Here is a 20,141-nt window from a genome sequence, read left to right on the forward strand (position 1 = left end):
AACAGGGGCGATGCGGCTCGGCGAGCCGCACGGGCACGGAAGGCGGATTCGCAATTATCTCACGGCCGGGCGTCGCCGGCGGCGCGCGGTCGGCGTGGCGCTCATCGCGTCGAGCAGGTGATCGCGAAAAGCGCGCACGGGCGCCACAGCGAGAAACCGGCGCGGCGCGCCTTGAAGGCGGCGCGCGCGCCGGGCAGGAACTCGCTCGAGAATCCCTCCGAGCACGCGATCTTCAACAGGCTGCCGTGCAGCACTTCCAGCGCGCCGATTTCCTTCATCGCGTGCTCGACCTCCAACAGGCAACCGTGCGAAGTGCAGCAGCCGCTCGCCGCCCGGCAACCAGCTCGCGCCTGGACTGTACCTGATGGGCTGGCGCCGTTCGGTCTTGCCGCACAGCCGAGCGCGCATCCGGCTCGGGATGCGCTGACCACGCTGCGCCATGAAGCGACCTCGCAGCATCGATAGCGATGCCGCGCGTTGATCGAGGCCGCTTACGGCGCCGGGTTCGGCTGCAATTCGTGCAGCGCGTCGATTTCGGCGAGGACCTCGTCGGACAGCTTCACGTCGATGCTGCCGATGTTCTCCTTCAGCTGCTCGAGCGACGTCGCGCCGATCAGGTTGCTGCGCACGAACGGCCGGCTGTTGACGAACGCGAGCGCGAGCTGCGCGGGCGACAACCCGTGGCGCTGCGCGAGTGCGACGTAGCGCGACGTCGCGGCAACGGTGTGCGGCTTGCTGTAACGCTGAAAGCGCTCGAACAGCGTGATGCGCGCACCGGCCGGCCGCGCGCCGTTCTCGTACTTGCCCGACAGCCAGCCGAACGCGAGCGGCGAATACGCGAGCAGACCGATGCCGTCACGATGGGTGAACTCCGACAGGCCGTTCTCGAACGTGCGGTTCAGCAGGCTGTACGGATTCTGGATGCTCGCGATGCGCGGCAACCCGAGCCGCTCGGCCGCGCGCAGGAACTGTGCGACGCCCCACGGCGTTTCGTTAGAAACGCCGATCGCGCGGACCTTGCCGGCCTTCACGAACTCCGCGAGCACGCCGAGCGTTTCCTCGATCGGCACCGTATAGGCATCGTCGACCCACGGATACGCGCTACGGCCGAACGTCGTCGTGCTGCGATCGGGCCAGTGCAGCTGGTACAGGTCGACATAGTCGGTCTGCAGACGCTTCAGGCTGCCATCGAGCGCCTCGGTCAGATTCTTGCGGTCGAACTGATTGCCTTCGCCGCGAATGTGACGCGGGTTGTGCGGCTGCCGCGCGGGGCCAGCGATCTTCGTCGCGAGCACGATGCGTGCGCGCTGCGCACGATGCTGCGCGAGCCAGGTGCCGATGTACTGCTCGGTGCGGCCCTGCGTGTCGGCCTTCGGCGGCACCGGGTACATCTCCGCGGTATCGATCAGCGTCACACCCTGCGCGAGCGCGTAATCGATCTGCTCGTGCGCGTCGCGCTCCGAATTCTGCTCGCCCCAAGTCATCGTGCCCAGGCCGATCAGGCTGACCTCGATGCCGGAATCGCCGAGTGTGCGGTATTCCATGGTGCTCCCGTCGCGTCAGTGGAAAGCAGGAACGCTATCACATCGGCGCGCGCCGTTCAGATGGGCCGTGCGTACGCTTACGGACCGCCTGCTGCCCCGGGCGCCGCACGTTGCCGCAGGCGATCCCGGTACCCGCACCCGCCACGTCGTCCGTTGCATCCACATCCGGGCGTGGCCGCGCCGCCCTGTCTGCGTTACACTCACGGCCCGCTGTCTCAAAATCATTCGCTGTCCACGATGTTGTCGCGCCAACGCCTCGCCGCCGCCTGTCTCGCCGCTTCCCTGCTCGCCACTCCGTTCGCCGCGTTCGGCAAGACGCACAACGAATCGCTGCTTCAGCAGGCGATCGATTTCGTCACGCAGCTGCTGCCCGCCCCCACCCATGCAGCGCCCGCCACGCAGGTCGTCGAATCGGCGTTCTCGCCCGATGGCGGCGCCGAGGCGCTGGTGCTGAAGGCGATCGGCGCAGCACGCACTTCCATCCGCGTGGCCGCCTATTCGTTCACGTCGCCGCCGATCACGCGCGCGCTGCTCGCCGCGAAGCGGCGCGGCGTCAACGTCGCGGTGGTCGTGGACGACAAGGGCAACCGCGCCAAAAGCAGCCAGCAGGCATTGAACCTGCTCGTCAACGCGGGCATCCCGACACGCACGATCGATGTGTACGCGATCCACCACGACAAGTACCTCGTGATCGACGCCGAGCATGTCGAGACGGGCTCGTTCAATTACAGCGCGTCGGCCGCCAGCCGTAATTCGGAGAACGTCGTCGTGGTGTGGAACAACCCGCAGCTCGCGTCGCGCTACCTCGCGCATTGGCAGAGCCGCTTCGACCAGGGCACGCCGTATCGCTCATCGTATTGACGCGCCGCACCGGCGCGATCGCCGTGGCCGTTCACGCACGCCGCAGTCGGCAAGCACCGCGACGTCGTCCATGATCCGCGTGGACGGCGCGCGCATCAACCTGGCCGAATGGCCAGCCCCGCACGCACGACGCTAGCGCAGCCGGTACGAACGAGCGACGTCAGTGGATCTCGGCAGAAGAGTGTCCACCGCTCTGCGCCGTCGCGACACATCGCCCGGGATGCGCGTGCGCGTCGCTCGCGGAAGGCTTGGGCACGTCGCGCGCACCGCCCGGCAGCGCGCCGACGATACAGCCCGCACTGAAGGCCAGCGTGTTCTGGACCATCGGATAGAGCAGATACAGCGCAAACGCGAGATACCCTAAATACAGGAAACGGACCATGGGGCGATAGCGGAACGATTGATCTCGCCCCTGTTTACGGCCTCGCAGCGGGCGGCTTGAGCGCGCAGAGCTCGAACCTCGGGCCGCCGGCGCGGCACCATGCGACGCGCCCAGCCCGTTCTGGCGGCGCGATGGAGAATGCGCGATACTGATTCACAGTCGCTCGTCGGCGCGCCTTCGGCAGCAACCGCCGCCCGCCTGCTACGTCGTGTCCGCGCGAGGCGACATTCGTTCGATGACCGGCTGCCCATGCCGGCACCCGAGACAAAGACCCATGCAGATTGCTTCCAAACCGGCCGACGAGACGGCCCGGCTCGCCACACTCCATTCATTGTCGATTCTCGACACGCCGCCCGAAGAACGCTTCGACCGCATCACGCGCCTCGCGCGCCGGCTGTTCGACGTGCCGATCGCTGTCGTGAGCCTCGTCGACGAGGACCGCCAGTGGTTCAAGAGTCATCCGGGGCTCGACGCCACGCAGACTTCGCGCGACGTGTCGTTCTGCGCGCATGCGCTGCTCGCGGACGACACGATGGTCGTCAAGGACGCGCTCAACGACGATCGTTTCCACGACAACCCGCTCGTCACCGGCCAGCCCGGCATTCGCTTCTACGCAGGCCGTCCGCTTGCCGCGCCGAACGGCGCGCCGGTCGGCACGCTGTGCCTGATCGATACGCGGCCGCGTGAGCTGTGCGCCGACGAGCTCGCGCTGCTCGGCGATCTCGCCCACATGACCGAACGCGAAATCGCGGCGCTCCATCTCGCGACCACCGACGAGCTGACGCAACTGACAAACCGGCGCGGCTTCGAGATTCTCGCGCGTCAGGTGCTCGGCCTGTGCGAGCGCACGGGCCGGCAAGCGGCACTGCTGTTCTTCGACCTGAACGGTTTCAAGGCGATCAACGATCGCTGCGGCCATGCGGAAGGCGACCGTGCACTGAAGGCGTTCGCGCAGACGCTCACCGGCACGCTGCGCGACAGCGACGTGATCGCCCGGCTCGGCGGCGACGAGTTCGTCGTGCTGTTGAGCGCGATCGACCCGGCCGACGTCGGCGAGCCGATCGAACGCGTGAAGCAGGCGCTCGAGCGGCGCAACGCGGACGACGCGCGCGGTTACGCGATCCGCTTCAGCGTCGGCCACGTCGCTTACGATCCCGCCCGTCATCGCACGGTGGCCGACCTGCTCGATTCGGCCGACCGGCGCATGTACGAGGACAAGCGGCGCGGCAAGGCCACCGGCGGCTGAGCGCCGGCACGCCGCTGCCGATGCCGCGGCGGCGCGCGGCCGGGGCTGCGGCGTTCAGCCCGCTGCGTCGGCCCCGCGGGGCCTGCCTGCTGCGGTCAGCTGCCGCAAGGCGGCGCGCTGGCCATCGCCTCGGCGATCTGCCCGGGCGTCAGATCGCGCTGGTGGGTCGCGATCGACCAGCGATGACCGAACGGATCCTCGACCTGACCGTAGCGATCGCCCCAGAACATGTCGGCCGCCGGAACCCGGAGGGTCGCGCCGGCCGCGACGGCCTGCTCGATGGCCGCATCCACGTTCGGCACGAACAGATGCAGACTGACCGGCGTGCCCTTCAGCGCCTTCGGCCCGACCGCGCCGTGCTCGGGCATTTCATCCACGAGCATCAGCGCCGAATCGCCGATCGCGAGACACGCGTGCGCGAGCCGGCCGTCGGGCAGCATCAGGCGGAACCGTTCGGTGGCGTTGAACGCGCGCGTGTAGAACTCGATCGCGGCGGTTGCGCCGGCGCAGATCAGGTGCGGCGTCAGCGTGCGCATCCCTTCCGGAATCGGTTTGACGGACGTGGCCATGGGTGTCGCTCCTTCAGTGAGTTGTCGTATCGGAAACGGGACGGACGCGCGATGCATCCGCCGCCGATGACACGACGAACGGGCTCGACTGAAATCGACATCGGTTCGGAAATTTTTTTGCGACGTGCCGGACCGGCACGAACGTACGCGGGCAGCGAGCGCGGTGCGGCGCCAACGGCGCGCTGGAGACCGGCGGCATCGCGTTTGCTGCCGCGGCGGGATGGGTCGTCGTGCGGCGCTGCGCAGTGCGGGCGCGCGCCGCAGTTGCCGTCAGATTTGCGGAAGGTCGCGCAGCGTGCGCGACTCGTTCGTCGCGTCGATGTCGAGCTCGATCCCTTCGGATGCGTCGCGGTACAGCACGCGTTTCAACCTCGGCCCGACGGCCGTTGCGTCCGCTTCGTCGAACACGGCCAACACGTCGGCGCCGGCGGCGAGCGCGCTGGCGACCTCCGCGACCGTCGCCTCGCTGGGCGCTGCGGCCCACGAGCGGTCCGTTGGGTTGACGGCCGCCCAGCGCACGTGTGTCACCCGCGCGCTGCGCACATCGATTCGGACACCATTCACCGCGAACATCGACATCGACCTCTCCTTCGAAACGGTTGCGACCGGCCGCGCGCGCGGCTTCGGCCGACGCGATTTTCGATGATACATTGAGACGCTTTGCAACCGTCAACAGACCATCGTGCACCGGAGAAACACATGACCGACGCCTGGGGAACCTTCCCGGCCAGAATGGGCGACCATCAGGCTTTCATCAGCTTCAATCACGCGTTCGCGGAAATCGCCGAGACCGACCCGCGCACGTCGCTGCTCAGCGTGCGCGTCGCGCTCGCGCATCCGACGCCCGACGGCCTGCCCGGCAGCGACGAATTCGCCGAACTCACGCGCGTCGAGACGCTGCTGGACGCCGCGGTGACTGGGCGCAACGGCGTGCAGGTCGGCCGCATCACCGTCGACAACAACCAGGATTTCCTGTTTTACGTGTCGTTCGACGAAGACACGGCGGCCGGGATCGTCGACGCGCTGGCCGACCAGACGGCCTACGCACTTCAGTACGCATACCACGAGGATCCGGACAAGGAGACCTACTGGCGCACGCTCTACCCGACCGACGACGACTGGCAATTGATGCGCGACATGCGCGGGCTCGACGCGCTGCTGCAAAAAGGCGACGTCGGCGACGTGAGCCGGCGCGTGGCGCACTGGGCCTACTTCCCGGATCCGAGCGACGCGCACCAGTTCGCCGACTTGGCCGAGTCGAAGGGCTATCTGGTCGAATCGGTCGCGCCGACCGAGGACGGCAAATCGGCCGTGCGCTTCGCGCACGAAGGGACGATGGCGCTGGCCGACATCACGCGCCATACGCTCGAGATCAACCGCGAGGTGCGCGCGCTCGGCGGCAACTACGACGGTTGGGAAACGAGCGTCGAACAGGCTGGGTGAGCGGGCCGGCCTGCAAAAAGTCCCCGCTCCTGCACGAGCGAGCGGGGAAACGTTGACCGGGCCGGGGAGAACGGTCAACCCGTCGGATTGTGATCGTGGCGCGCGCAACCGTCTGTGCGACAACTCACCCTTGCAACCGGCAAGCGCCAGTGTCGATCGCGCTCGTCGACAACGACGCTTGCACCCTTCGTCGGCGAATTCCGTTGTTTCCCTCCGCGCGGCACGCGCCGCGTCCGCGATGTGCCGGCGCGTCCGGATGCGCGCTGCACCGCGTGAATCTTGTGTGAATTTCGCTCGTGGGAATAAATTCCGGACGCACGGTGCCGTTATTCTCGGAATGATCGCGAACGCGTCGACGAGCGCGGCGCGGCGGCGATCGCGCGTTAGCTGCTCGTGTGACCTCTGTCGCCGCATTCCGCTGCGGACGGAGGCCGCCGCACTGCGACGGTCGAGCCACAGAAATCACCGCAATACGATGCAAACCATGACACTCGCTCAGGCACAACACGACGGCGTCGACGTCTGGATCGTTCCGTTGCCCGGACACGCCGCCTACGCCTATACGCACCTCAAGCGGGTATTCGGATCCGACGACTCGCGACATCGCGTCGTGACCATCGACCTGCGTCGGCTGCTCGCGTGCGCGGACCGCGACACGACCGATTACGTGCTGCCGTCCGTTCAGGACTGGCCGCCCGGCAAGGCGGCCGGCATTCGCGAATTTCTCGACCCGGACAAGGCGCGGATTCCGGACATGCCGTTCATCACGTTCCGCGAGACGAGGCCGCGGACGCTGCTCGGCATCCCGAGTCTGTCGAAGACCGGCGTTGCGTCGTTCCGGAACGGGCAGCATCGCGCGCGCTATCTGGCGCACGCGGGCGCGACGCGCGTGCCGGTGGAGGTGCATGAGACGGAAGCGGATTTGCTCGCGCGCTATTGCGGTATGTGAGGCTCGATCGGATCGGCAGTGGCGGCGGTTCGGTCTCGACGTTCGCGAACACGGCGCGACGACGTTGTGCCGTTGGCCTCAGTCGGTCGTGACCGATCTGCGTGGGACCGACAGACTGATGCCGAAGCCCCGCGACGGTAAAGGCTCCGCGACGCTCGTGCCGCCGAGCCGTCGCACGCGATCGCGAATGCCGGCGAGCCCCGACGAGTGAACCGCAGCCGGCGGGCGCTCGGTTGACGGGGCCGGCTCGCCGTCGTCCTCGATCGACAGGTCGCATTGCGATTCCGTGCAACGGAATGCGATCCGGACTTCGGTCGGATTCCATGCGTGCCGCGCAATGTTCGTGAGCGCCTCCTGGACGATGCGGAACAACGCCGTCGACGCGGCGTCCGTGAATCTCACATCGCAACGCTCTGTGTGGAACAGCACCCGCAAGCCGGAGCGTTGCCGAAAGTCGTCCACCAGCCACTCGAGCGCGGGAAGCAGGCCGAGATCGTCCAGGATCGCCGGCCGCAAACCGGCCGACAAGCGTCGCACCGACAGGATCGCGCGGTCGAGCGCGGCGCGCATGCTGTCGGCGAGCTGGGCCGCTTGGGCACTCGGCGTCGCGTCATCCTGCGTCACGAGCCTGTTCAGGCCCATCTTCAGCGCCGTCAGCTGTTGGCCGAGGTCGTCGTGCAGTTCTCGCGAGATCCGCTTCTTTTCTTCCTCGCGAGCCGTCTCGATACGCGCCGCGAGTTCGCTTGCGTACTCCAGTTGCTTCAGGCGATTACGCTCGGTCATGTCGCGCGTAACTTTCGCGAAGCCCAGCAATTTGCCGGCCGGACCGTAGACCGCCGTAATCACGACGTTGGCCCAGAAACGCGATCCGTCTTTGCGCAGCCGCCAGCCCTCGTCCTCCACCCGGCCCTGTGCGGCCGCGGTCGCCAGTTCCCTCTCCGGCTTGCGCGCCGCGATGTCTTCCGCCGGATAGAAACGCGACACGTGGTGGCCGATGATCTCCGCCGGTTCGAAACCTTTGAGCCGCTTCGCACCGGCGTTCCAGCTGGTGATGTGACCGTCCGGGTCGAGCATGAAAACGGCATCCTCGACCGCGTCCATCAGCAAACGCAAGCGCTCTTCGCTCTGACGCAGTCTCTCTTCATTGCTGCGGCGCTCGGTCAGGTCGCGCGTGACTTTCGCGAAGCCGACCAGCATGCCGTCGCGGTCTCGCAGCGGCGTAATGACGACGTTGGCCCAGAACCTCGAACCATCGCGGCGTATGCGCCACCCTTCGTCCTCCCAGCGTCCGAGCGTGACGGCGCGAGCGAGTTCTTCCGCCGGATAGCCGCGCTGTTGCGCGTCGGATGGGTAAAAGACCGAGAAGTGCTGGCCGATGATCTCGTCGGCGCGATAGCCTTTGATACGCTCCGCGCCGGCGTTCCAGCTGGCGACATGGCCAGTCGGGTCCAGCAGAAAAATCGCATAGTCGCGGATTGCGTCGACCAGCGAGCGGTAGCGCTCCTCCGCTGAAACCATGGCGATCGCCTCGCTCGGGTGCCCGCCGTTCGGTCCGTTTTCGGCATATTCCAAGGCGCTCGTTCCTCCATAAACCTTGTGTCGGATATCGACAGAATAAACCGCGGTCGAATCGGCGGTGATATTGCGGCGGTAATCATGCTGAAAATAGGGGCGCCAAAAGCGATCGTGCTGCTTCCCCGTTTGTGTCCATCAGAAAAAAACGCTGATTTGACACCTTCAGCCACCGACTGATCCAAGTCAACACCGGCATACTGATTTAGCATCAAATTAGTTAACAAAACAAATAACCTTGAACCAGACCGTAGGTACCGGGCTCGGCTATGCGATGGGCCGCTTGCGATGCCCGCGGCCGACTGACATGATCGACTCGCAAGCGCACCTTAGGCGCATGTGCGTGCAGCGAAATCTGCTAGTCGCAATGGAAATACTAAATCAAACAAGAAACGAGGAAGACCATGAAACATATTGGCCCTGTGCTGCTTGTCGTTGCAGCTCTCGCGGGATGTAATTCGAAGCAGGACAACACTAATTCGCAAACCACAACGGCGGCACCTGCCGCGGCCAGTGACACTGCCCCGGCCTCTCAGGTTTCTCCGACGCAAACGACCATCACTGCCCCGCCCGCGCCTCGGCACAATTACGCCATCAATCAGGACGGGACTTATGGTTACGAGCCGGGCCTAAGCGAAGATGATATTCGTGCCGGAAAGACGGCCAAGCCTTTGGTCATGATGCGATACGTCGGCCTTCGCGACGGCACGTACATCCTGCTGTTGATCGACGAAGATAATCCGAATTTCTCGACGCGCGTCGCGTGTCAAGCGCCCTGTGAATTCGCAAAATCGCAGACTATGGCCGGAGATATGGTGGTAAAGACGGAAACCATACGTGTTGCGCCGGGATCCCTGTTGAATGGAATGGTGGAAGATGCCGTAGCCGGGCAACTGATTCCGTTCGGCCAGAGAGCGCCAAGTCAGACCGTGAGCCAGGCTCCGGTCGGTGCAACATCGTCATCGCAAGTGCTGCAACCACCGACCACGACCACACCCGCCACCGACGCTCAGTATGACTCTGCCAACGGCCCCGTCCAGCAAACGAGCTTCGACTGCAGCAAGGCGAAGTCGATTCCAGAGTTTCTGATCTGTCACGATCCGGATTTGGCGGCAGCTGACCGCGACCTCGCCGACACGTACCGTCAGGCCAAGGAGGCCGCGGTAGACAAAACGGCGTTCAATAATAGAACGAGGCGGCAATGGAACTTTCGAGAAAAAAATTGCCGCGATAAAGACTGCCTGATGTCCTGGTATGCATATCAGAAGCGCGTGCTATCCAAGATTGCCCAGACCGGTGACGCGGCCGTTCAAGACAACTAGGACGGCGACCGCCGCGGGTCAAACTCCGCTCGATGAGGGACGCTGTCTGGGTTCGCCGCGGGTCCCGGGCCGGGTTCGGGTGGCTTGCGTCGGCTGACGCGCGCGGCTTCAACGGCGCGACGAGAAGCGACTGCTCGGCCGCGAGCCGTTTCCGGCAGCGCACCGCTGCCGCGCGACGGACTCGGCACTGGGAGCCGGCGCACGTATTCGTGACCCGGCAAAGGCGGACCCAGTGCGTTGCGGGATCGGCATGCGTCCGGCGACGGCTGCCCGCCCCTGCGACTTCACATAGCTCGTAAAGCGTTACCGCGCGCAATTCCCAATTCGGGAATGCCAAAACAAAAACGGCACTGTCTTTCAGGACAGTGCCGTTTCAACGACTTGATACCGCTAGGAATTCTTTGGGGTGGCTGATGGGACTCGAACCCACGACAACAGGAATCACAATCCTGGACTCTACCAACTGAGCTACAGCCACCACTGATACTGCTTTGCGTCTTCGCTGTTTCGTTTCGTGTTCAGCAGCGAAGAACAAGATTATACGAACACTTTTCCATCTTGCAAAGCATTTTTTTCAAAATTTTCGATAGCGTCGTTCAGATGCGTGCGCGCCTCGTCGAACACGCTCAGATCGCCGCGCGCGAGCTTCTTGTTGTCCGACAGCACGCGCCGCCAGCCACGTGCGCCCGCGACACCGCGATACAGCCCGAGCGCGTGCCGGACGATCGCGCCGAGATAGGTGCCGCGCTTCAACTCCGCCGCGCAATATTCGATCAGCTTCGCCTCGGCCTCTTCGCGCGTCGGCGCCGGCGCAGTCGATCCGTAAAAGCGCGCATCGACGCCCGCGAGCACGTACGGGTTGTGATACGCCTCGCGGCCGAGCATCACGCCGTCAACGTGCTCGAGATGCTCCGCCACCTCGTCGAGCGTCTTGATCCCGCCGTTGATCACGATCTCCAGCGCCGGGAAATCGCGCTTCAGCCGATACGCATAGTCGTACTTGAGCGGCGGGATCTCGCGGTTCTCCTTCGGCGACAGCCCTTTCAGGATCGCATTGCGGGCATGCACGATGAACGTGTCGCAGCCTGCCTGCGCAACCGTGCCGACGAAGTCGCGCACAAATGCATAGTCCTCCACTGCGTCGACCCCGATCCGGTGCTTGACCGTCACGGGCACCGACACCGCATCGCGCATCGCCTTCACGCAGTCGGCGACGAGTTGCGGCTCGTTCATCAGGCACGCACCGAATGCGCCGCGCTGCACGCGCTCGGACGGGCACCCGCAATTCAGGTTGATCTCGTCGTAGCCCCACTGCTCGCCGAGCTTCGCTGCGCGGGCGAGATCGTCCGGTTCGCTGCCGCCGAGTTGCAGCGCGACCGGCGATTCGTTCGGCGTGAACGCGAGATGCCGCTGCGCGTCGCCGAACAGCAGCGCGCCCGTCGTGATCATTTCCGTATACAGCCACGTGTCGCGCGTCAGCGTGCGATGGAACGAGCGGCAATGACGATCGGTCCAGTCAAGCATGGGCGCCACGGAAACGCGGCGGGGAGGAAGCGTAGACGGTGCGGACATGGAATTCGGGGCAGCAAGCAGCGCGAAAGGCAACCCGTGATTTTACCGCAACGCGGGCCGCACGGCCGCGCCGGCCACCGTAACGAGGCTACGCGGCCGCGCCGCCGCCGAGTTCGACGTCCACCGCGCGCCGCGCCTCGTCGAGCACGCGCTCGATCACACGTCGTTCGGTCAGCAGCATCCCGTCGACTTTCACGAGCCGCCAGTCGATCCGCACGACGGCGTCCTGCAGCACGCGGTAGTGCGCGTGCTCGCCGTCCCACACCTGCTCGGTCTTCACCTCGATCTCATAGCCTCGGTACGGCTCGCTGAAATCGCCGAGATCGCTGCCCGTCGGTTCCATCGCTGGCTCCGTCGCGCCACGGCGCCTGGCCGCCGCGGCGGCCGGCGACGCGCGCTCAATCGTATTCGTTGGACAAAACGGATCGGCCGTCGGCGGTCAGATCGACGCGCCCGGCTGCCGCCTGGTAGATCAGCCCTTCGTTCAGCAACGCATACACCACGTCGTCGAACGCGGCGGGCACCGGCCGGCTGTCGCCGAACTGGTCGATCCACTTCAGCGCCTCGATGGCTTCGGGAGAAAGGATGGGGGTCATGCGTTGGCCTCCGGCATCGGTGTCGCTCCATCCTAGCACTTCGTCCGGACGGCGAATACCGAGGCAAACGCGGGCTGAACCCGCCGCCCGCCGCCGCGCGGACCGGCAACCGCCCCACCCGCGCGCCGGCACGGCAAACCGGCTCAGAGGCGCGCGATCGACACCTCGGTCGACTTGACGAGCGCAACGACTTCCGCGCCGACCTTCAGTTCGAGTTCGTCGACCGAGCGCGTGGTGATCACCGACGTGACGATGCCGAACGGCGTCTCGACGTCGACTTCCGACACCACCGGCCCGCGGATGATCTCCTTCACCTTGCCTTTGAACTGGTTACGTACGTTGATTGCAGTGATGCTCATCGGGTAATCGCTCCGAATGGAAAGTCCAGGGACGGGCGGCCTCAGCCGCCCGCGTTTAAACGGCCCAGCGAATCTGCGCGGCCGGTCGTACGTAATCGTCGTCGCGTGCTGCGTGCGGATCGGCACCGCCCGGCCCGCCGGCGAGCACGCGTTGCAGCACGCGGTCCTCGAGCGCCGCGAACGCCGCCGACGCGCGCGCACGCGGCCGCTCGAGCGGCACGGGCTGATCGAGCGCGACGCGCCCCTGCTCGATCAGCAGGATCCGGTCGCCGAGCGCGACGGCTTCCTGCACGTCGTGCGTGACGAGCAGCGCGGTGAACCGGTGCTCGCGCCACAAGCGCTCGATCAGCGCATGCATTTCGATGCGGGTGAGCGCGTCGAGCGCGCCGAGCGGCTCGTCGAGCAGCAGCAACTGCGGCCGGTGCACGAGCGCACGGGCCAGCGCGACGCGTTGCCGCTGGCCGCCCGACAGCTGGGCCGGCCAGTCGTTCGCGCGCTCCAGCAGTCCGACTTCGTCGAGCACCGCACGCGCCCGCTCGCGCGCCTCTCGGCCGCGGCCGAGGCCAAGCATCACGTTCTGCAGCACGGTCTTCCACGGCAGCAGGCGCGCGTCCTGGTACATGATCCGCGTGTCGAGCGCGCCGCCGCCGTCGCCGTGCGTCGCGAGCGTGCCGCTGCTCGGCGCGTCGAGCCCCGCGACGAGACGCAGCAGCGTCGATTTCCCGCAGCCGCTGCGACCGACGATCGCCACGAAGCTGCCGCGCGCGATGCCGAGTTCGACGTCATCGAGCACGGTGCGCGCACCGAACCGCTTGCTGACGCCCGACAGCGTCACCGCATCGTCCCGTGACGGATTGCCCGCGCGGCGCGGCGCGATCGGGACCACCGATGCGCGGCCGTCCCGCTCGGCGAGCGCCGCGTCGCGCGCGTCATCGTCGGTCACGCGCGCGTGTGCCAGCTCGGCCTCGAGGTCTGCGCCGGCGAGCGCGCCGTAGGCCGCCGCCGAAGTCGTCGCATTCATGCCTTTGCTCCGGGTTGATAAGCGGGGTGCCAGCGCAGCGTCACGCGCTCGATCCATTTCGCGAGCACGTCGGCCAGCTTGCCGAGCACCGCGTACAGCAGGATGCCGACCACCACCACATCGGTTTGCAGGAATTCGCGCGCGTTCATCGTCATGTAGCCGATGCCCGATTGCGCGGAGATCGTTTCCGCGACGATCAGCATCACCCACATCAGCCCGAGCGCGAAGCGCACGCCCACGAGGATCGACGGCAATGCGCCGGGCAGGATCACGTCGCGATACAGCGCGAAGCCGCGCACGCCGTAGCTCTTCGCCATCTCGATCAGGTTCGCGTCGACCGAGCGGATCCCGTGATACGTGTTGATGTAGATCGGGAAGAACACGCCGAGCGCGACGAGGAACAGCTTCGCCTTCTCGTCGATGCCGAACCACAGGATCACGAGCGGAATCATCGCGAGCGCCGGGATGTTGCGGATCATCTGGATCGTCGAATCGAGCGCGACCTCCGCCGCCTTCGACAGACCGGTCGCGAGGCCGAGCGCCAGGCCGACGCCGCCGCCGATCGCGAAGCCGAACAGCGCGCGCCACGTGCTGACCTTGACGTTCGCCCACATTTCGCCCGACGTCACGAGCGACCATGCGGCGCGCACCACCGCCACCGGTTCGGGCAGCACGCGGGTCGACAGCCAGCCGGCGCGCGCGCCGATCTCCCACCCGGCCAACAGCGCGAGCGGCACGAGCCACGGCGCGACGCCGCGCCACGCGCGGGCGGCGACGGCGGCGGTCACGGAGGTTTTCGTTGTCATCGCCAGCCTCCTTCGTTCAACTTTGGCTCGCCTTCGGCAGATAGTTGTTGCCGACGATCTCGCCGAACGGCCCGGACAGCGGACCGGACGCCCGCTTCGCGCCGCTGCTCTTGATCAGCGGGAACACGAGTTCCGCGAAACGGTACGACTCCTCGAGATGCGGATAGCCGGACAGGATGAACGTCTCGATGCCGAGATCCGCGTATTCGCGCATGCGTTCCGCGACCTGCTGCGGATTGCCGACGAGCGCCGTTCCCGCGCCGCCGCGCACGAGGCCGACGCCGGCCCACAGGTTCGGATACACCTCGAGCGTGTCGCGGCCGCCGCGCTTGCCGCCGTGCAGCGCAGCCATCCGGCGTTGCCCTTCCGAATCCATGTTCGCGAACACCTGCTGCGCGCGGGCGATCGTCTCGTCGTCGAGACGGCTGATCAGGCGCTCCGCGTCGCGCCACGCTTCGTCCTCGGTCTCGCGCACGATCACGTGCAGGCGGATGCCGAACTTGATCTTGCGGCCGCGCGCGTCGGCGCGGGCGCGGATGTCGGCGATCTTCTTCGCGACGGCCTCGGGTGGTTCGCCCCAGGTGAGATAGGTGTCGATGTGGTCGGCTGCGATCGCATGCGCGGCCGGCGACGAGCCACCGAACCACAGCGGCGGATGCGGCCGTTGCACGGGCGGATACAGCGCCTTGCCGCCCTTCGACTGCAGATGCTTGCCGATATAGTCGAAGCCGCCGTTGTCGTGCGACGCGGTGAGCAGCCCGCGCCAGATGTTCAGGAAGTCGTCGGTGATTTCGTAGCGCGTGTCGTGATCGGCGAACAGGCCGTCGCCTTCGAGCTCGGCGGAGTCGCCGCCCGTCACGACGTTGATCAGCAGCCGGCCGCCCGACAGCCGGTCGAACGTCGCGGCCATCCGCGCCGACAGCCCCGGCGACGCGATGCCGGGACGGATCGCGACGAGGAACTTCAGACGCTGCGTCGCCGGGATCAGGCTCGACGCGACGACCCACGCATCCTCGCAGGAACGGCCCGTGGGCAGCAGCACGCCTTCGTAGCCGAGCGTATCGGCGGCGACGGCGATCTGCTTGAAATAGTCGTAGTCCGCTGCGCGCGCGCCTTCGGTCGTGCCGAGGTATCGGCTGTCGCCGTGCGTGGGAATAAACCAGAAAACGTTCATCTGCTGCTCCTGCTTGACTGTTCGTGCCGGAATTCGGACAAAAGGCGCCCCTGCATGCATCGCGATTACGCGGCGCATGCATGGTGTGCATTCAAATCGGGATGGCTCGCCGGCCTGATCGTGCCGCTCGCGAGAGCGCCACTGCACGGCTGATTCCGGGAAATCAGTCTATGGATCGCTACAGGGCTTAGGAACGATTTTTTTGAGCTTAGGTTTTCCGCTTTCGTGATTAGCGCGACGCTGCAGCGAATATCGCGTCGACCGGCCCCTATAATGACGGATCTCTCCGAACAACTTCGCGCGCCCGGCTTGCGTCGTGCACGCCTGCAATGCACTCATCGATGCAGAAACTGATCCTGCCGTTCCTGTCCGGCTTCCTGGCCGCCCTGTTCTTCCGCGAAGCGACGCTCGCGCTGCTGCATACGGCCGATCTGATCGCCGCCGCCGGCTTCTCGACGCAACCGTTCGCGCCGCTCGGTATTCCTGAATTCGTCGCGAACGCGCTGATCAGCGCGTGCTGTGCGGTGCCGATGGCGTGGCTGCTGCGCGTGTCGCCGGATCGCGAAGCACCGTGGATCGGCGCACTGGTATTCGGCGGCATCGTGTTGACCGCGGCGCGCGTGTTCGCGATCGATCCGCTGCGCGGCATCTGGCCGTCGGGCAACATGATGCCCGTGCTCGCAGCCGGTTTCGCGACCAACGCGGTGTGGGGATTCGGCGCGCTCGTGTTCATGCGCGCGTTCATGTCGGACGACGCCGGCGACGAGTAAGCGCGCCCGTCCGCAGCGCGGACGGCGTTGCGGCCGCGACGCGGCCGAACCGCTATCCGCAACGCAAAGAGGCCGCGTGCATCTGCACGCGGCCTCTTTTGTTTTTGAAGCGATCGCGTGACGCTCGCGATCAGTCCTCGAGGTCGCGCAGCGGATGGGTGTCGGGCGTCCACGGGCTGTCGAACATCGCGACGACGTGCGCGCGATCGAGCGCGTCGATCGACTTGAAGCGCCACACCGGCTGGTGGTCCTTGTCGACGATCAAGGCCCTGACGCCTTCGATCACGTCGCCGTGCGCGAACGTCGAGCGCGTGAGGTCGAGGTCGCGCCGCAGGCAATCGGCCATCGTCGCATCGCGCGCGCGCTCGACGACCTCGAGCGACACGGCCATCGACAGCGGCGACAACTGGCTGCGCATCGCATCGGCGGCCTGCGCGACCCATCCGTCGACGGCCGCGCCGTCGCGCGCCGCGTCGAGCGACGCGAGGATCGCGCCGAGGTCGGGCTGCGCGAAATGGCGGTCGATGCCGGCGCGCGCGGCGGCGAGCGCCGACGTATCGGGCGTCGGCACGACGCGGTGCGCGGCGGCCGCGTCGATCACGCATTGCACTGCGTGCGCGCCGCTGTCGAGGCGCGCGCTGCGCAGCGTATCGAGCAGCGCGGGCAGCGTCGCATCGGGCAGATAGACGTCGGCGAGCTGCGCGTACAACGCGCCGGCCGCATCGAGCGTCGCGCCCGTCACCGCGAGGTAGCGGCCGATCGCGCCGGGCGTGCGCGCGAGAAACCAGCTCATACCGACGTCCGGGAACAGGCCGATGCGCGTCTCGGGCATCGCCATCCTGGTCGAATCGGTCACGACCCGCAGGCCGCCGGTATGGCGCGCGGCCTGCGAGATGCCCATGCCGCCGCCCATCACAACGCCGTGCATCAGCGCGATATACGGTTTCGGATACGTGAAGATCGTATGGTTGAGCGTGTATTCGTCGATGAAGAACGTGTCGATCGCATCGCGCTCGCCGCGTTGCCATGCGTCGTGGAAGAAGCGCACGTCGCCGCCCGCGCAAAATGCGCGCGGATGCGGGCTGTGCACGACGACGGCGACCACGTCGGGATCGGCGCGCCACGCGTCGAGCGCCTGCTGCATCAGGCGGATCATCCCGACCGACAGCGCATTGAGCGCCTTCGGGCGGTTCAGTTCGAGATAGCCGATGCGGTTCGCGACGTACGCGCGCACATCGGGCTGAGGCGTGTCCGCGCCAGCGGGCCCGGAACGGGAAGTGGAATCGGTCATGTGAGTCATCCGGCGTATCGCGGGCGCACGCTCAGTGCGCCTGCATCTTCGAGAACAGGTTCAGTACCACGACGCCCGAGACGATCAGCCCGAGGCCGATCACCGCCGGTACGTCGGGCACCTGGCGATACAGCAGCATCGCGACGAGCGTGATCAGCACGATGCCGGCGCCGGACCACACCGCGTAGATGATGCCGACGGGCATCGTGCGCAGCGTCAGCGACAGGCAGTAGAACGCGATCCCGTAGCCCGCGACGACCAGCGCCGACGGCCAGAAGCGCGTGAAGCCATCGGCCGCGCGCAGCGCGGATGTGCCGACCACTTCCGCGACGATCGCGATCGCGAGCCATGCGTAACCGGGCAGTTGCATCGGTCAGCTCCTTTCGAGTGCCAGCACCGCATAGTCGTGTCCGAGTTCGGCGCACAGCGCTTCGACGACGAACTCGTGATCCGCGCGCTGCGGCAACCCCGATGCGGTGATCGAGCCGATCACGCCGGCCCCGGCGACGGTCAGCGGAAACGAGCCGCCGTGCAGCGAATATTCGGAGATCGGCAGCCCGTGCTTGTCCGCGAGCGTTGCGCCGGCCTGCTGCATGCGCAGGCCGATCGCATACGAGCTGCGGCGAAAATGCGCGACCACGTTGCGCTTGCGGCGCACCCAGTCCGCGTTGTCGGGCGTCGCGCCCGCAAGCGCCGCAAAGAACAGCGGCTGACCGAACGTCGCGATGTCGATCGCGATCGCATGGCCGCGTGCCGTCGCGAGCGCATGCATGCGGTTGCCGAGCGACCATGCGCGCGCGGGGTCGAATTGGGGAAACACGAGCGCCTGTTCCTGCGCGCCGATCGATTGCAGATCGTGAGCGATGTCCATGAATCCGTCGAGGCAGTAGTGAGGGTTGCAACGGCGACGATGCGAGATGCGCACGGCCGCGCTGCGGCATGAATGACACGAGCAAACCGAGCGATTCTAGCGCACGCGCCCGAACCTCCGCCCTGCGCGGCCCGCGATGGGCCGTGCAGGGCGATTGTCAGAAAGTGCTTGCATGCATTTGGGGAAGTCCATATAATTCAATTCTTCGACGGACGCGGGGTGGAGCAGTCTGGCAGCTCGTCGGGCTCATAACCCGAAGGTCGTAGGTTCAAATCCTACCCCCGCAACCAACGTCCCGATTCATGCAAAAAGCCCGGCTCTGCGCCGGGCTTTTTGTTTTTCCGCGTCCGGTTTCTTGCATTGCTCGTCGCGCGCCGCGCACACGCGCCGGCGTTCGAGAATGCGCGGCCCCGGTGATACACTCGCATCACCTCGTCCCTTCCACTCGACATGAAATTCTGCTCCGTCTGCGGCCACGAAGTCATCGCGCGCATTCCTCAGGGTGACAACCGCGAGCGCTTCGTTTGCGATCACTGCGGCACGATCCATTACCAGAATCCGCGCAACGTGGTCGGCACGGTGCCGGTCTGGGGCGATCAGGTGCTGCTGTGCCGCCGCGCGATCGAACCGCGCTACGGGTTCTGGACGCTGCCCGCGGGCTTCATGGAAATGGGCGAGACGACGGCCGAGGCCGCCGCACGCGAAACGCTCGAGGAAGCCGGCGCGCGCGTCGAGATACAGAACCTGTTCACGCTGCTCAACGTGCCGCACGTGCACCAGGTCCACCTGTTCTATCTGGCGCGGCTCATCGATCCCGACTACGAGGCCGGCGAGGAAAGCCTCGAAGTGAAGCTGTTCGACGAAGCCGACATCCCGTGGGACGAGATCGCGTTCCCGACCGTCAGCCAGACGCTGCGTTTCTTCTTCGCCGATCGCGCCGCCGGCGACTACGGCGTGCATACCGGCGATATCTTCCGCTCGCTGCGCACCGGCTGAGCCCGCGCCCCATGGTCCCCTGGCTCGACCCGGACGATCCGTTTCCGCCCGTCGAACGCGCGCTCGGGCCCGCGACCGGCGCGCCTGGGCTGCTCGCCGCGAGCGCCGACCTGCTGCCGTCGCGGCTGATCGACGCTTACCTGCGCGGCATCTTCCCGTGGTACTCGGACGGCCAGCCGGTGCTGTGGTGGAGCCCCGATCCGCGGATGATTCTCGCGCCGGCGGAATTCAAGGTGTCGCCGTCGCTGCGCAAAACGCTCAAGCGCGTGCTGCGCGACGCCGCATGGGAAGTGCGCGTCGATCACGATTTTGCCGGCGTGATGCGCGCCTGCGCGCAGGCGCCGCGCCGCGGTCAGCGCGGCACGTGGATCACCGCGGAGATCATCGACGCGTACACGTCGCTCCACCGCTCGGGCAACGCGCACAGCATCGAGACGTGGCACGACGGCCGGCGGGTGGGCGGCCTCTACGGCGTCGCGTTCGGACGGATGTTCTTCGGCGAATCGATGTACGCGGATGCCACCGACGCATCGAAAATCGCGCTGGCGACGCTGGTCGCACACCTTCGCGACCAGGGGCTGGAAATGATAGACTGCCAGCAGAATACGTCGCATCTAGCGTCGCTCGGCGGCCGCGAGATCGCACGCAAGGCCTTTGTCGCTCACGTGCGCCGCGCGGTGGCCGAACCGCCGATTCCGTGGCAGTTCGACAAGCGCGCGCTCGCCGCGCTGACGGGCCCCGCCGGAGCGGCGGCCCCTCGTGGGATCGAGCGCTAGCGCGGCACTCCTTCCCTGCAT

Annotated in this window: 24 protein-coding genes and 2 tRNA genes; 9 read left to right on the forward strand and 17 right to left on the reverse strand. The window is 66.5% G+C overall.

Annotated features, from left to right (window positions below):
• Positions 1-101: 101 nt before the first annotated feature.
• Both AK36_RS21335 and AK36_RS21340 read right to left on the reverse strand, forming a co-directional pair.
• Positions 102-278 carry a hypothetical protein gene (locus AK36_RS21335; protein WP_410719673.1) on the reverse strand — a complete coding sequence of 59 codons (177 nt, stop codon included), beginning with the start codon at positions 276-278 and terminating at the stop codon, positions 102-104.
• A gap of 213 nt (positions 279-491) precedes the next feature.
• Positions 492-1,544: an NADP(H)-dependent aldo-keto reductase gene (locus AK36_RS21340; RefSeq protein WP_011884718.1), complete on the reverse strand. Its 1,053-nt coding sequence runs from the start codon at positions 1,542-1,544 to the stop codon at positions 492-494.
• Positions 1,545-1,781: 237 nt separating this feature from the next.
• Here AK36_RS21340 and AK36_RS21345 point away from each other — a divergent pair, with 237 nt between their 5' ends.
• A complete protein-coding gene (locus AK36_RS21345; protein ID WP_011884717.1) occupies positions 1,782-2,405 on the forward strand; it encodes a phospholipase D family nuclease in 624 nt (207 codons plus the stop codon).
• 160 nt (positions 2,406-2,565) lie between these two features.
• Here AK36_RS21345 and AK36_RS21350 read toward each other — a convergent pair whose 3' ends face one another.
• Entirely contained in the window at positions 2,566-2,787 is a 222-nt protein-coding gene (locus AK36_RS21350) for a hypothetical protein (RefSeq protein WP_045579136.1), read from the reverse strand.
• A 274-nt stretch (positions 2,788-3,061) separates the two neighbouring features.
• Between AK36_RS21350 and AK36_RS21355 the strand changes: the two genes are divergently transcribed.
• Positions 3,062-4,033: a GGDEF domain-containing protein gene (locus AK36_RS21355; RefSeq protein WP_011884713.1), complete on the forward strand. Its 972-nt coding sequence runs from the start codon at positions 3,062-3,064 to the stop codon at positions 4,031-4,033.
• Positions 4,034-4,128: 95 nt separating this feature from the next.
• On the opposite strand, the gene AK36_RS21360 is transcribed toward AK36_RS21355, so the two are convergent.
• Together AK36_RS21360 and AK36_RS21365 are read right to left on the reverse strand one after the other, a co-directional pair.
• Positions 4,129-4,602 carry a VOC family protein gene (locus AK36_RS21360; protein WP_014722977.1) on the reverse strand — a complete coding sequence of 158 codons (474 nt, stop codon included), beginning with the start codon at positions 4,600-4,602 and terminating at the stop codon, positions 4,129-4,131.
• A 270-nt stretch (positions 4,603-4,872) separates the two neighbouring features.
• Complete coding sequence (locus AK36_RS21365; RefSeq protein WP_034193095.1) at positions 4,873-5,181, reverse strand: hypothetical protein; 309 nt, start codon at positions 5,179-5,181, stop codon at positions 4,873-4,875.
• A 120-nt stretch (positions 5,182-5,301) separates the two neighbouring features.
• On the opposite strand from AK36_RS21365, the gene AK36_RS21370 reads away from it, so the two are divergent.
• Positions 5,302-6,045 (forward strand): DUF695 domain-containing protein, encoded by a 744-nt coding sequence (locus tag AK36_RS21370; protein ID WP_045579137.1) that lies wholly within the window; start codon positions 5,302-5,304, stop codon positions 6,043-6,045.
• A 484-nt stretch (positions 6,046-6,529) separates the two neighbouring features.
• Positions 6,530-6,994 carry a plasmid fertility inhibition factor family protein gene (locus AK36_RS21375; RefSeq protein WP_011884706.1) on the forward strand — a complete coding sequence of 155 codons (465 nt, stop codon included), beginning with the start codon at positions 6,530-6,532 and terminating at the stop codon, positions 6,992-6,994.
• Positions 6,995-7,072: 78 nt separating this feature from the next.
• Here AK36_RS21375 and AK36_RS21380 read toward each other — a convergent pair whose 3' ends face one another.
• Entirely contained in the window at positions 7,073-8,512 is a 1,440-nt protein-coding gene (locus AK36_RS21380; protein ID WP_011884703.1) for a PAS domain-containing sensor histidine kinase, read from the reverse strand.
• A 647-nt stretch (positions 8,513-9,159) separates the two neighbouring features.
• Here AK36_RS21380 and AK36_RS21385 point away from each other — a divergent pair.
• The gene (locus AK36_RS21385; RefSeq protein ID WP_045579472.1) at positions 9,160-9,888 is read left to right on the forward strand and encodes a lysozyme inhibitor LprI family protein; all 729 of its coding nucleotides are present in this window, start codon (positions 9,160-9,162) and stop codon (positions 9,886-9,888) included.
• Between the two features lie 402 nt (positions 9,889-10,290).
• On the opposite strand, the gene AK36_RS21390 is transcribed toward AK36_RS21385, so the two are convergent.
• The 8 genes from AK36_RS21390 to ssuD form a co-directional block, all read right to left on the reverse strand.
• Positions 10,291-10,366 (reverse strand) — tRNA-His (locus AK36_RS21390).
• Positions 10,367-10,425: 59 nt separating this feature from the next.
• Positions 10,426-11,412, reverse strand: coding sequence for a tRNA dihydrouridine(20/20a) synthase DusA (gene dusA / locus AK36_RS21395; protein WP_014722972.1), 987 nt, complete (start codon positions 11,410-11,412; stop codon positions 10,426-10,428).
• A 136-nt stretch (positions 11,413-11,548) separates the two neighbouring features.
• Positions 11,549-11,803 carry a hypothetical protein gene (locus AK36_RS21400; protein WP_011884697.1) on the reverse strand — a complete coding sequence of 85 codons (255 nt, stop codon included), beginning with the start codon at positions 11,801-11,803 and terminating at the stop codon, positions 11,549-11,551.
• Positions 11,804-11,858: 55 nt separating this feature from the next.
• Positions 11,859-12,056 (reverse strand): hypothetical protein, encoded by a 198-nt coding sequence (locus AK36_RS21405; RefSeq protein ID WP_011884695.1) that lies wholly within the window; start codon positions 12,054-12,056, stop codon positions 11,859-11,861.
• Positions 12,057-12,199: 143 nt separating this feature from the next.
• On the reverse strand, positions 12,200-12,415 hold the full coding sequence (locus AK36_RS21410; protein ID WP_006400187.1) for a TOBE domain-containing protein: 216 nt from the start codon (positions 12,413-12,415) through the stop codon (positions 12,200-12,202).
• A gap of 55 nt (positions 12,416-12,470) precedes the next feature.
• The gene (locus AK36_RS21415; RefSeq protein ID WP_045579138.1) at positions 12,471-13,436 is read right to left on the reverse strand and encodes an ATP-binding cassette domain-containing protein; all 966 of its coding nucleotides are present in this window, start codon (positions 13,434-13,436) and stop codon (positions 12,471-12,473) included.
• Entirely contained in the window at positions 13,433-14,242 is an 810-nt protein-coding gene (gene ssuC, locus AK36_RS21420; protein ID WP_014722970.1) for an aliphatic sulfonate ABC transporter permease SsuC, read from the reverse strand. Before ssuC ends, AK36_RS21415 begins: the two co-directional genes overlap by 4 nt.
• Before the next feature lie 16 nt (positions 14,243-14,258).
• A complete protein-coding gene (ssuD, locus tag AK36_RS21425) occupies positions 14,259-15,416 on the reverse strand; it encodes an FMNH2-dependent alkanesulfonate monooxygenase (protein WP_011884686.1) in 1,158 nt (385 codons plus the stop codon).
• Between the two features lie 341 nt (positions 15,417-15,757).
• On the opposite strand from ssuD, the gene AK36_RS21430 reads away from it, so the two are divergent.
• Positions 15,758-16,186, forward strand: coding sequence for a hypothetical protein (locus tag AK36_RS21430; RefSeq protein WP_014722967.1), 429 nt, complete (start codon positions 15,758-15,760; stop codon positions 16,184-16,186).
• A gap of 130 nt (positions 16,187-16,316) precedes the next feature.
• On the opposite strand, the gene AK36_RS21435 is transcribed toward AK36_RS21430, so the two are convergent.
• From AK36_RS21435 to AK36_RS21445, 3 genes are read right to left on the reverse strand one after another with little or no spacing between them, the layout of a single operon-like run.
• The gene (locus AK36_RS21435) at positions 16,317-17,477 is read right to left on the reverse strand and encodes an enoyl-CoA hydratase/isomerase family protein (protein WP_045579139.1); all 1,161 of its coding nucleotides are present in this window, start codon (positions 17,475-17,477) and stop codon (positions 16,317-16,319) included.
• 31 nt (positions 17,478-17,508) lie between these two features.
• Positions 17,509-17,841, reverse strand: a complete 333-nt coding sequence (locus AK36_RS21440) for a DMT family transporter (RefSeq protein ID WP_371464602.1) — start codon at positions 17,839-17,841, stop codon at positions 17,509-17,511.
• A 9-nt stretch (positions 17,842-17,850) separates the two neighbouring features.
• Positions 17,851-18,348 carry a heme-degrading domain-containing protein gene (locus tag AK36_RS21445; RefSeq protein ID WP_045579140.1) on the reverse strand — a complete coding sequence of 166 codons (498 nt, stop codon included), beginning with the start codon at positions 18,346-18,348 and terminating at the stop codon, positions 17,851-17,853.
• A 213-nt stretch (positions 18,349-18,561) separates the two neighbouring features.
• Here AK36_RS21445 and AK36_RS21450 point away from each other — a divergent pair.
• From AK36_RS21450 to aat, 3 genes are all read left to right on the forward strand, one after another.
• Positions 18,562-18,638 (forward strand) — tRNA-Met (locus tag AK36_RS21450).
• Positions 18,639-18,798: 160 nt separating this feature from the next.
• Complete coding sequence (locus AK36_RS21455; RefSeq protein ID WP_011884676.1) at positions 18,799-19,344, forward strand: NUDIX hydrolase; 546 nt, start codon at positions 18,799-18,801, stop codon at positions 19,342-19,344.
• An 11-nt stretch (positions 19,345-19,355) separates the two neighbouring features.
• On the forward strand, positions 19,356-20,120 hold the full coding sequence (aat, locus tag AK36_RS21460; protein WP_014722964.1) for a leucyl/phenylalanyl-tRNA--protein transferase: 765 nt from the start codon (positions 19,356-19,358) through the stop codon (positions 20,118-20,120).
• Positions 20,121-20,141 lie beyond the last annotated feature (21 nt).

This window comes from Burkholderia vietnamiensis LMG 10929 (assembly GCF_000959445.1).
Lineage (GTDB): Bacteria > Pseudomonadota > Gammaproteobacteria > Burkholderiales > Burkholderiaceae > Burkholderia > Burkholderia vietnamiensis.

Excerpts from the sequence above, each read along its gene's own strand:
- AK36_RS21335 (WP_410719673.1), bottom strand. The coding sequence starts at position 278 with ATGAAGGAAATCGGCGCGCTGGAAGTGCTGCACGGCAGCCTGTTGAAG.
- AK36_RS21340 (WP_011884718.1), bottom strand. The coding sequence starts at position 1,544 with ATGGAATACCGCACACTCGGCGATTCCGGCATCGAGGTCAGCCTGATC.
- AK36_RS21345 (WP_011884717.1), top strand. The coding sequence starts at position 1,782 with ATGTTGTCGCGCCAACGCCTCGCCGCCGCCTGTCTCGCCGCTTCCCTG.
- AK36_RS21350 (WP_045579136.1), bottom strand. The coding sequence starts at position 2,787 with ATGGTCCGTTTCCTGTATTTAGGGTATCTCGCGTTTGCGCTGTATCTG.
- AK36_RS21355 (WP_011884713.1), top strand. The coding sequence starts at position 3,062 with ATGCAGATTGCTTCCAAACCGGCCGACGAGACGGCCCGGCTCGCCACA.
- AK36_RS21360 (WP_014722977.1), bottom strand. The coding sequence starts at position 4,602 with ATGGCCACGTCCGTCAAACCGATTCCGGAAGGGATGCGCACGCTGACG.
- AK36_RS21365 (WP_034193095.1), bottom strand. The coding sequence starts at position 5,181 with ATGTCGATGTTCGCGGTGAATGGTGTCCGAATCGATGTGCGCAGCGCG.
- AK36_RS21370 (WP_045579137.1), top strand. The coding sequence starts at position 5,302 with ATGACCGACGCCTGGGGAACCTTCCCGGCCAGAATGGGCGACCATCAG.
- AK36_RS21375 (WP_011884706.1), top strand. The coding sequence starts at position 6,530 with ATGACACTCGCTCAGGCACAACACGACGGCGTCGACGTCTGGATCGTT.
- AK36_RS21380 (WP_011884703.1), bottom strand. The coding sequence starts at position 8,512 with ATGGTTTCAGCGGAGGAGCGCTACCGCTCGCTGGTCGACGCAATCCGC.
- dusA (WP_014722972.1), bottom strand. The coding sequence starts at position 11,412 with ATGCTTGACTGGACCGATCGTCATTGCCGCTCGTTCCATCGCACGCTG.
- AK36_RS21400 (WP_011884697.1), bottom strand. The coding sequence starts at position 11,803 with ATGGAACCGACGGGCAGCGATCTCGGCGATTTCAGCGAGCCGTACCGA.
- AK36_RS21405 (WP_011884695.1), bottom strand. The coding sequence starts at position 12,056 with ATGACCCCCATCCTTTCTCCCGAAGCCATCGAGGCGCTGAAGTGGATC.
- AK36_RS21410 (WP_006400187.1), bottom strand. The coding sequence starts at position 12,415 with ATGAGCATCACTGCAATCAACGTACGTAACCAGTTCAAAGGCAAGGTG.
- AK36_RS21415 (WP_045579138.1), bottom strand. The coding sequence starts at position 13,436 with ATGAATGCGACGACTTCGGCGGCGGCCTACGGCGCGCTCGCCGGCGCA.
- ssuC (WP_014722970.1), bottom strand. The coding sequence starts at position 14,242 with ATGACAACGAAAACCTCCGTGACCGCCGCCGTCGCCGCCCGCGCGTGG.
- ssuD (WP_011884686.1), bottom strand. The coding sequence starts at position 15,416 with ATGAACGTTTTCTGGTTTATTCCCACGCACGGCGACAGCCGATACCTC.
- AK36_RS21430 (WP_014722967.1), top strand. The coding sequence starts at position 15,758 with ATGCAGAAACTGATCCTGCCGTTCCTGTCCGGCTTCCTGGCCGCCCTG.
- AK36_RS21435 (WP_045579139.1), bottom strand. The coding sequence starts at position 17,477 with ATGACCGATTCCACTTCCCGTTCCGGGCCCGCTGGCGCGGACACGCCT.
- AK36_RS21445 (WP_045579140.1), bottom strand. The coding sequence starts at position 18,348 with ATGGACATCGCTCACGATCTGCAATCGATCGGCGCGCAGGAACAGGCG.
- AK36_RS21455 (WP_011884676.1), top strand. The coding sequence starts at position 18,799 with ATGAAATTCTGCTCCGTCTGCGGCCACGAAGTCATCGCGCGCATTCCT.
- aat (WP_014722964.1), top strand. The coding sequence starts at position 19,356 with ATGGTCCCCTGGCTCGACCCGGACGATCCGTTTCCGCCCGTCGAACGC.